We start from the raw sequence: 9,314 nt of genomic DNA on the forward strand, positions 1-9,314 counted from the left end.
CCCGCATCAAGGAGCCTCGTCGTGGAGTTCGAGTACACCGACAAGCATCGCCGTCGGTCCATGGTCTATATCGTCGCCGGACTCATCATTGCCGCCCTGGTCGGCATCGTGGTCTTCGTCGCGCTCCAGGGCAGCGCGCTGCTCAGCGAGCCGGTGGAGCAGCGGACGGTGGTAGTCGCCGCCCGAGACATCGCGAGCCGCAAGCCGATCGAGGAAGGTGACCTCACCACTCGGACGGTGGCCGCCGACCCGACCAATGAGGCCGCCTTCACCCTGATCGAGGACGTCCTGGGCCGCGTCAGCGGCGTCCCGATCGCGGCCGGGCAGCTCGTCACCCGAAACATGCTCGCCGCGGCGACCAGCGGGCAGGGGTATTCCATCCTCGAGGCGGGCGAGGTCTACGACCCGACCGGGCCCGATCTGCGGGCGGTCTCGGTCAGCGTCCCGGATGATCGGGCCGTGGCCGGCACGCTGGTCGCCGGGCAGTGGGTCGACCTCCTGGTCACCCTGGCCATCAACCCCGAGATCGGCGTCGTGGTCGAGGAGCCGGCCAGCGGCGCCCCATCGGCGGCCGAGACGGCGTTCATCGCCGGCCCGTCCACCAAGGTCACGCTCCAGATGCTGACCGTGCTGGCTCGCAACGGATCGATCTACATCCTCCGCACGGACCTGGCCACCGCCGAGAAGATCGCCGAGCTGGCCGCCGCCGGAGGCCAGTTCACGCTCGTGCTCCGGCCGGACGAGGACAATCGAGTGGCGGAGACGACCGGGTCGACCCTGGACATGCTGCTCGACGAGTACGACTTCCCCATCCCCGAGCCGCCGTCCCTGGGAGGGCAGACGTCCGGGGGGAACTGACCAGCCGCGACGAGGCGGTGAGGGCCCCGGTGTCGCCATTGGCGGCGCCGGGGCCCGGTTCGTTCTCAGCGCGCCTCTCTCACGCGCCGCCGCCGGCCAGGCCGGCGAGGGCCACTTCCACCTGGCGGGCGGTTTCGCCGATGTCCGCTGATCCATCGATCACGACGTCGGCAGCCTGGATGAGCTCGGCCGCGCCCATCTGGTTCGCGAGCCGATCTCGAACGTCGGACTCCGACAGGCCACGCTCGCTGAGCCGGCGCAGCGCATCCTCCGGTCGGCACACCACCACCCATACCTGGTCGCAACGCTCGCGGAGAGGCGACTCCAGGAGCTTGATGGCCTCCACCGCTGCCACCATGACGCCTTCCTGGTCCAGCTCCGCCAGGTGCGCGGCGACGAGGTCGCGGACGCGCGGGTGAACGATCGCCTCGAGGTCGGCCAGGGCGGCGGCGTCCTCGAACACCAGGCGGGCGAGCTGCCGGGGGTCGAGCGTCCCGAAGCGGTCCAGGATCCGGGCCGATTCGGGGCTCCCCGGGCGGCGCACCTCGCGCGCCACCTCGTCGGCGTCAATGGTGGCCACCTCTCGCTCGCGCAGGAGGGCGGCCACGGTGCTCTTCCCACAGCCGATGTTGCCCGTCAGGCCGATGACCTTCATGCGACCGGTTCATCCGCCGCATCCGGCGCGGGCTGGCAGCGCGGGCAGAAATGGGTCGCTCGCTGGCCGACCACCATGCGCTGGATCGGACGTCCGCATCGCGGGCAAGGCTGCCCGGTGCGGCGGTAGACCCGCATCCGCTCGGCGGCCAGGCCGGGCTCGCCGTCGGGATCCACGTAGTCGCGGTACGACGCGCCCCCGCCCGCCAGCCCCTCACGCAGGGCGGCGCGGATGGCCCGATGCAGGCGCCGGACCTCGGCGTGGGTGAGGGTGTCGGCACGGCGCAGCGGGTGCAGTCGCGCGCGCCACAGGGCCTCATCGGCGTAGATGTTGCCCACCCCGGCGATGAATGACTGGTCCAGGAGCAGGGTCTTCAGGCGCGCGCGGCGGCGGCGCAGGCGCACAGCCAGGCGGGCGGCGCTGAACGAGGCCGGGAGCGGCTCAGGGCCATGCCGGGCGAACACGTCGGCCACGCGTCGCCGGCCGCGGCCCGGGTACAGGCCGATGCGGCCGAACTTGCGGACGTCGCGGAAGCGGAGCTGCCGGCCGTCGTCCAGCTCGAAGACGACGCGGGCGTTCGGGTCGGGAGCGGCGCCGGGCGCGGCCACGATCAGGGCGCCGGTCATGCGCAACGCGACGGTCATCACCCGCCCGTCGTCCAGGTGCAGCACCACCGACTTCGCCCGCCGTCCCACTCGCCGCACCACGCCCCCTGCGATCTCGTTCGCGAATCGCTCGGCCGGCAGCGGATGGCTGATCGTCCGGTCCCACAGGATCGCGGCGCTCCGGATGGTCGCCCCCGGAAGCCGGGCCTGGAGGCCGCGAGCCACGGTCTCGACCTCGGGCAGCTCAGGCATCCACCAGGGCGACCACCGGGTCCTCGATCTCCGCATCGGCGGGCGCGATCTCCACCCGCCGATACCCACCCTCATCGGTCCGCAGCAGGCGATCCATGCGGTCCCAATCGGTCCCGACCTTGAGGTCCACCGTGAGCGGCACGTCGAGCGGCAGCGCCGCCTCCATGGTGGTCGCGGCCAGGTTGGCCAGCGACTCCATCTCGTCGGCATCGGTCTCGAACACGAGCTCGTCGTGGACCTGGAGCAGCATCCGGGATCGCATGCCGCGCTCGCGCATGGCGGCGTCCAGCCGCACCATGGCGATCTTGATGCCGTCGGCCGCGGTGCCCTGGATGGGCATGTTGATTGCCATCCGCTCCCCCGCCGCGCGCAGCGCGCTGTTGCGGGCGCTCAGCTCGGGCAGGTAGCGGCGGCGCCCCAGCAGCGTCGAGACGTACCCCTGGTCGCGGGCCAGGATCCGAATCTCGACCGTGTAGCGCCGGATGCCCTCGTAGGCGGCGAAGTAGTCGGTGATGAACGCGCGCGCCGTCTCGCGGTCGATGTGGAGCCGATCGGCCAGGCCGAAGTCGCTCATCCCGTAGGCGACCCCGTAATTCACCATCTTGGCGATCGATCGTTGCGCGGCGGTGACCTCCTCCGGGGGAATGCCCAGCACGCGGGCCGCGGTCGAGCGATGGATGTCCTCGCCGGCCGCGAAGGCAGCCTTGAGCCCCGGGTCTCCCGAAACGTGGGCCAGGATCCGGAGCTCGACCTGGGAGTAGTCGGCGGCGAGGAGGAGCTTCCCGGGAGGCGCCACGAACACGCGCCGGATGCGACGGCCGAGGGCGGTCCGGATCGGGATGTTCTGGAGGTTGGGGTCGGTGCTCGACAGACGCCCGGTCGCCGCCACGGCCTGGGAATACGTCGTGTGGAGCCGCCCGTCGGCGTCCACCAGGATTGGCAGCGTGTCGGCGTAGGTCGACTTCAGCTTGGCCAGCTGGCGGTGCTCCAGGATCTGCCCCACCACCGGGTGCTGGCTGCGCAGCTCCTCGAGGACAGAGGCATCAGTCGAACGGGCCGTCTTGGTCCGTTTGGTGGACGGCAGCCCCAGCTCGTCGAACAGCACCTGCTCCAGCTGGCGCGGTGAGCCGATGTTGAATGGATGCCCGACCGCCTCGATGATGCGTGCCTCCAGATCGGCCAGGTGTTCCGCGAACTCCTCCGCCATGGCCGTCAGCGCCTCGCGATCGATGAGGACGCCGGCGACCTCCATCCGGGCCAGGACCGGCAGAAGCGGCATCTCCACCTCGCGGAACAGGTCGCTCAGACCCACCTCGTCGAGCTCTGACAGGAGGGTCGGGGCGACCAGCAGGGCGGTGAGGGCCTCGGCCGCGGCTCGCCGGCCAAGGGTCACCTCCTCGGCACCACTTTCGCCGGATACGGCCCGCGCCGGCAGCTCGGCGCCGAAGCGTTGGGCCGCCAGGTCGTCGACCGACTGGGCGCGCAGGGCGGGATTCAGCATGTAGCCGGCCACCGAGGTGTCGACGGCCGGGCCGGCGAGCTCGATCCCCCGTTGCAGGAGCGTGGTCACCAGGGGCTTCAGGTCGTGCCCGATGAGGGGACGGTCGGTGCGGGTGAACCAGCGCGGGAGAGTCGACTGGTCGCCGTCCCAGCGCAGGTACCAGCTCGACCCATCTGCGCCCGCCATGGCGATGCCCAACAGCGAGCGCCCGAACGGCCGGCCGCTGCCCGCCGCCCAGCCCAGCCCAACCCTGTCGCCGTGCGCCGCGAGCCATGCCTCGAGCTCCAGGCGATCGGCCTCGTCACCCACCATCCGCGGGTCAGCGTGCTCGACGGCGCCCCTGGGATCGGCCTGTGCGTCAGGCGCCACCCGCCCCTCGGTCGGCGCGCGCGCCGCCTGCTTGGCCGTGGGGTCCGGGCCGCCGGCTCGCACAGGGCGGCTGCCGCCCAGCAGGTCGAGCGACAGCTGGAGGCCCCCACCCGATCCGTCATCGTCATCCGGACCCGCCGGCCCGCCGATCGTCGGTGGCAGGCGGTCGATCAGCGACCGGAACTCGAGCTCGCGGAAGCGCTGCGCCATGGCACGGCGGTCGTAGCGTCCGGTGTGTGCCGCCTCCAGGTCGAGGCCGATGGGCAGGTCGGTCACGATGCGGCCGACCTCGCGGCTGGTGAACGCATCGTCGCGGTGCTCGGCCAGCCGCTCGCGCAGCTTGCCCTTCACCTCGTCCAGGCGCTCGTACAGGCTGTCGAGCGTGCCGAACTCCTGGAGCAGGCTGATGGCGGTCTTCTCCCCCACCCCCGGCACGCCGGGCAGGTTGTCCGAGGTATCGCCCTTGAGGGCCTTGTAATCGAGCATCTGGTCGGGTCGCAGGCCGTAGCGCTCCATCACCTGGGCGGGGTCGTAGACCACGGTGGCGGCCACCCCCATCCGGGTGGTGAGCAGTCGGACATGGTCGTCGACCAGCTGGAGGCCGTCGAGATCGCCGGAGACCATCACGGTGTCCACGTCAGCCGCGGTGGCGTGCTTGGTCAGGGTACCGATCACGTCATCGGCCTCGTAGCCCTCCACCTCCAGGATGGGCATCCCGAGCCGAGTCACGACCTCCCGCACGATCGGAAACTGGCTGCGCAGGTCGTCGGGCATCGACGGCCGGCCGGCCTTGTAGTCGGGGTAGGCCACGAACCGGAAGGCAGGCTTGCCGAGGTCGAAAGCGACCATGGCGTAGTCCGGCTTCAGATCGGCCATCCCGCGCAGCACGATCTGGAGGAAGCCGAACACGGCATTGACCAGCGTCCCATCCGAGGTCGTCAGCGGCGGCAGGGCGAAATAGCCCCGGTAGACCAGGCTGGGCCCGTCGATCAGCATCAGGATCGGGCGACGATCCGGCATGAGTTGAGTCTAGACCGCTGCTTCGGGGCGGGCGGCCGCTAGAATCCGGTGATGCCCCCGCCCGCCCTCCGGGACCCGTATGCGGTCCTCGGCCTGCCACGTGAGGCGACGTCGTCGCAGGTGGCATCGGCGCATCGGCGGCTGGCCAAGTCGCACCATCCTGACCTCCACGCCGGTGGAGCCGATGCCGTGGCACGGATGCGCGAGATCAACGAGGCGTGGGAGGTGCTCTCCTCGCCCGCACGCCGCGCGGCCTGGGACCTGGAGCACCCCTGGAGTGGGACGCCGGCAGGAGGCAGCCACTGGAGCGGGGGGCGCCAGCCGGTCACGGCCAGCGCCTCGGTCCGGGCCCAGGTGTCGACGCGCTGGCGCACGGCCTCCGGCGATCCGCGCAGCGCCCGCCGGGGAACGCTCCACGTCCGGCCCCGGCCTCCTCGAGAGGAAGCTCCACCCAAAGGATTCCTGGAGACGCCGTGGGCAGCCGTGATCGCCGGCGGCGTCGGGCTGGCGATTCTGACCGCCGCGATCGTGGCGGGGCGGCTGATCGGCGCCTGACCGGCGCCTGACCCGGGCCTAGCGGCCCGGGTATCCGCGGTCGACGGGGGCGGCTGATCGGCGAAGGACCAGGGCCAGGGCCAGCAGACCAATCCCGGCCACCGCGGCCAGGATCCAGCCCACGCGGTCCTCGACCATCGCCAGCTCGCCGTCCCGGCTCGTATCCGACTCCCCGGTCACCTCGAGCACGCTCTCAGTGGGAGCCGCGGTCGCGTCGGCGGCGCGAGGGGTATCGGTTGCCATGGCACCGGTCTGGCCCCGCGAGCCCTCCGGCGACGCCAGCTCGTCCGGAGCCACGCCCGCGTCTGCGGCGGTCTCTTCGGGTTGACCCGTGGCGGCCTCCAGGGCCGCGGGGGCCGCGGGCACCGCGAACTGAAGACGCTGGAGGAAGGCACCCGCATCGGCCGGCCCGAGCGCCCCGGTGGCGCCCACGCCACCGACCAGCAGCAGGACCATGCCGGCCACCGCCAGCGGGGCGAAGGCGCGTCGGAATGCGATCCGCCAGCCGGCGGCCGCCTGCGGCTCCGCGACGGGCGGCAGCAGCCGGAGCGGACGCGACGGAACGAGATCCGGGAGCTCGGCCAGGGCAATGCGCAGCACCCTCAGGTCCCGAACCTGCCCATCGCAGGCCGCGCAATCGGCCAGGTGAGCGATCAGCTCGCGGTCGGAGAGGGCATCGGGGTCAGCGCCCGCCAGGGCGGCCAGGCGCTCGGGATCGGGGTGCGCACGCGTAGTCATGGACATCGGTCAGACGCCCTCAACCCTCGAACAGTTCCCGCTGGTCGGCCAGCAGCACGCGCAGACGCAGGCGCCCGCGGTGGATCCGCGACTTCACCGTTCCGATGGGTGCCTGGATGGACTCGGCCACCTCGTGATAGTCCATCCCGTAGACGTCGCACAGCACGACCGCAACCCGCTGGTCCTCGGGCAGCTGGCGGAGCGCCCCGTCGAGGGCGCGGTAGAGCTCTGCGCGGGCCGATTCCGCGACCGGGTTCACGGCCCGCGGATCGGCGATATCCGCCTCGCCCTCCGCCGGCTCCGGGAGCGCGGTCGTCGGGCGCCGCTGCGACCGGCGCAGGATGTCGTACGAGGCATTGGCCGTGATCCGCAGCAGCCATGACCGGAAGACCCCTCCCCGGTAGGCACGGATGTGGTCGTAGGCGTGGATGAACGCGTCCTGGGTTGCATCCGCGGCGAGGTCCGGGTCGCCGAGGAGGCGCCAGGCAAGGCCGTAACAGGCGCCCTGGTAGTGCTCCATCAGCTGCGTGAAGGCGGACCGATCACCCCGCGCGGCGGCAGCCACCACCGCGGCCTCCTCGGCCAACGGGCCGGTCCGCGTGGCCGGGCGACTCGGGTCGGGATCCGACATCGGCTACCTATAATCACATCCCCCGCGGGCCGGAGTGGCGGAATAGGCAGACGCGTCGGTCTCAAACACCGATGGGAGCAATCCCGTGTGGGTTCGACCCCCTCCTCCGGCACCAACTCATTACGTGCTCAATTCCGGCCCAACACCATCCAGGTCATCCAGGAGCGGCCCCTAACAGCAGGCCGTCCTGGAGCTCGAGGGCGTCGTGGGGCACGTCGAGATGAGCCCGGCCGGTTTACCCGGCAGGCACCGGGCCGTCATGTAGCGCCGGCCGTGGCCTACGGCTTCAGGGCGTCTCGAAGCCCACTATTCGGACCTGGACCTCGCCCTCCGGCCGGCCGCTGAACCCGAGGACCAATTCGACCTGGCTGTCGGCCGCGAGGACGTCGACAGTGAGTTCGCTCGATTCCTCCTTGCCGGCGACGGTCGCGGTCCCCTCGACGACGATAGAGACCGCCGCCCTGCCGCCCTCGTTGCGCACGATCAGCGGGACGAGCCAGCCGCCGTCCGGTCCGTCTGCCCCCTCCGCAGCGGTGACCTCGGCGCGGATCACGGCCGGCCCGCTTTTCGTGAGCCCCGAGACGAGCAGATAGCCCACGAGCGCGACCACCACGGCGACGCTGATGACGAGGATCGCCCACTCGAGCCAGTTGCGCTTCATGCCGAGGACTCCTCCCTCTCCGCAGACTCGCCGCCAACCAGCAGTCGACCAGCGGCCGAGCCGAAGGATGCCATCGTCCCGAGCATCACCACGTGCCCGGCGATGGCGCGCAGCCCCAGACCGTCAGTCAGCCCGAACGAAAAGATGAGCACGAGCGACACGAGCAGGGCGATCACATAGGAAGCAACGGTCTCACCCACCGGTCCGTCGATCGGCCCGCGGCCGCGAGAACCCGATCTCGATCCGCCGCGCCCTCCCGGCAGTTCCACGACGAACACGATGACGAGGCTGATGACGAGGCTCGCGACGATGGCCAGGAGAAGCAGTAGGACGTCGGCCTCCGAGCCCAGGACCCGGACCTCGTCGGTGGGGGCCACGGTGAGCGCGAAGTAGAGTGCGCCGCCCGCCGCCACGAACAACCGGCCTATCGGCCCGACAGGCTCTCGACCGCCGCCCTCCTCCGGCTCGCTGAGCACTGTAGCGGCGAGGGCCGTCCCGAACGCGACCGGGATCGACAGCAGGCCGATCCGGCCGACGAACGTCGGCAGGCCGAGCTCGGGCTCAAGGCGACCTAGCACGTACAACATCGCCGCCGCGACCACGATCGAGAGCCCCATGCCCTGCACAGCTTCGACGAGGAGCCCAACCCAGGTACGCTCGCGACGAAAGCCGCTGACGGCGTTGAATCCGACGACGATCGCGAACGCGAGCCCGAACAGCGACAGCAGTTTCAGTGGCGGCTGTGTGGCGCTGTGCTCCCACATCTCCATCGTCCAGAGGAGCGGCAGGCCCACGAACAGGCCTCCGACCGCGGCCCGTAGGTGATCACGCGCCGTCTTGTCGACCGAGCGGCCGTCGCGGGCGTGGTTGTCCCCGGCGCCAGCGCTGCTGCCCTTCCGCGATCGGGCCATCGACACCTCCCGACGTAGTGTCGCAGCCGACGGCGTGGCAGATCACCTCTGGTCTTGCCAGGAGATAGCAGCCCCACTGGACGGGACTAGCCTGGGGAGTACGATAGTCGACCACAACGCAACTATCGCTAAGGAGGCGAGAATGCGACGCTGGCGACGCAAGCGCGGTTCAAAGGTATGGCACTTCTGCACGAACTGTTCTAACTGGCCGAAGAGTACCTACGACGAGGTCACGACCAAGCCGACCTCCGGCAAGTTCGACAGCGAGTGCCGCTCCAAGGACGCCAATGGCAATTGCCGCTAGGCGGCCAAGTCGCGAAAGAACTCCGAGAGGGGGCCAAGTGCCCCCTCTAATTCGTTGTGGCGCTCCATCCCCGGATGATCGCGGTCACCGGCAGCACCGCTTCGCCGTCGATCAGGAAGATCGTTTCGAGATGTAGCGGATCAGGTCGATGCTCACGCCCCCTCTTCCTTCACCTTCTCCTCGTCGGGCGGCTTGGGCGGCTCAGGCTGCTTGGGCTGCTCCCAGGGTCGGTCGGGCGGCTTGGGCTGCTCAGG

General features: G+C 70.8%; 9 protein-coding genes and 1 tRNA gene. 3 read left to right on the forward strand and 7 right to left on the reverse strand.

Going from position 1 to position 9,314, the window contains the following annotated elements; translation table 11 throughout:
• Positions 1-21: 21 nt before the first annotated feature.
• The gene (locus tag AABM41_08910) at positions 22-858 is read left to right on the forward strand and encodes an SAF domain-containing protein (GenBank protein MEK6192427.1); all 837 of its coding nucleotides are present in this window, start codon (positions 22-24) and stop codon (positions 856-858) included.
• 79 nt (positions 859-937) lie between these two features.
• On the opposite strand, the gene coaE is transcribed toward AABM41_08910, so the two are convergent.
• Genes coaE through polA form a run of 3 tightly spaced genes read right to left on the reverse strand, consistent with a single transcriptional unit; the run spans position 938 to position 5,260 of the window.
• Positions 938-1,513, reverse strand: coding sequence for a dephospho-CoA kinase (gene coaE, locus AABM41_08915; GenBank protein MEK6192428.1), 576 nt, complete (start codon positions 1,511-1,513; stop codon positions 938-940).
• On the reverse strand, positions 1,510-2,370 hold the full coding sequence (gene mutM, locus AABM41_08920; protein MEK6192429.1) for a bifunctional DNA-formamidopyrimidine glycosylase/DNA-(apurinic or apyrimidinic site) lyase: 861 nt from the start codon (positions 2,368-2,370) through the stop codon (positions 1,510-1,512). Before mutM ends, coaE begins: the two co-directional genes overlap by 4 nt.
• Positions 2,363-5,260, reverse strand: coding sequence for a DNA polymerase I (polA, locus tag AABM41_08925; protein MEK6192430.1), 2,898 nt, complete (start codon positions 5,258-5,260; stop codon positions 2,363-2,365). The genes mutM and polA overlap by 8 nt, the downstream gene beginning before the upstream one ends.
• Before the next feature lie 51 nt (positions 5,261-5,311).
• On the opposite strand from polA, the gene AABM41_08930 reads away from it, so the two are divergent.
• Complete coding sequence (locus AABM41_08930) at positions 5,312-5,815, forward strand: J domain-containing protein (GenBank protein MEK6192431.1); 504 nt, start codon at positions 5,312-5,314, stop codon at positions 5,813-5,815.
• Positions 5,816-5,833: 18 nt separating this feature from the next.
• Here the strand turns inward: AABM41_08930 and AABM41_08935 are convergent, their stop codons facing one another.
• Entirely contained in the window at positions 5,834-6,553 is a 720-nt protein-coding gene (locus AABM41_08935; protein MEK6192432.1) for a hypothetical protein, read from the reverse strand.
• Between the two features lie 19 nt (positions 6,554-6,572).
• Entirely contained in the window at positions 6,573-7,184 is a 612-nt protein-coding gene (locus AABM41_08940) for a sigma-70 family RNA polymerase sigma factor (protein MEK6192433.1), read from the reverse strand.
• A 28-nt stretch (positions 7,185-7,212) separates the two neighbouring features.
• On the opposite strand from AABM41_08940, the gene AABM41_08945 reads away from it, so the two are divergent.
• A tRNA-Leu gene (locus AABM41_08945) sits at positions 7,213-7,299 on the forward strand.
• A gap of 171 nt (positions 7,300-7,470) precedes the next feature.
• Here AABM41_08945 and AABM41_08950 read toward each other — a convergent pair.
• Both AABM41_08950 and AABM41_08955 read right to left on the reverse strand, forming a co-directional pair.
• Positions 7,471-7,845: a hypothetical protein gene (locus AABM41_08950; GenBank protein MEK6192434.1), complete on the reverse strand. Its 375-nt coding sequence runs from the start codon at positions 7,843-7,845 to the stop codon at positions 7,471-7,473.
• Complete coding sequence (locus tag AABM41_08955) at positions 7,842-8,756, reverse strand: DUF2391 family protein (protein ID MEK6192435.1); 915 nt, start codon at positions 8,754-8,756, stop codon at positions 7,842-7,844. The genes AABM41_08950 and AABM41_08955 overlap by 4 nt, the downstream gene beginning before the upstream one ends.
• Positions 8,757-9,314: the final 558 nt, after the last annotated feature.

It is taken from the genome of Chloroflexota bacterium, from assembly GCA_038040195.1.
Taxonomy (GTDB): domain Bacteria; phylum Chloroflexota; class Limnocylindria; order QHBO01; family QHBO01; genus DASTEQ01.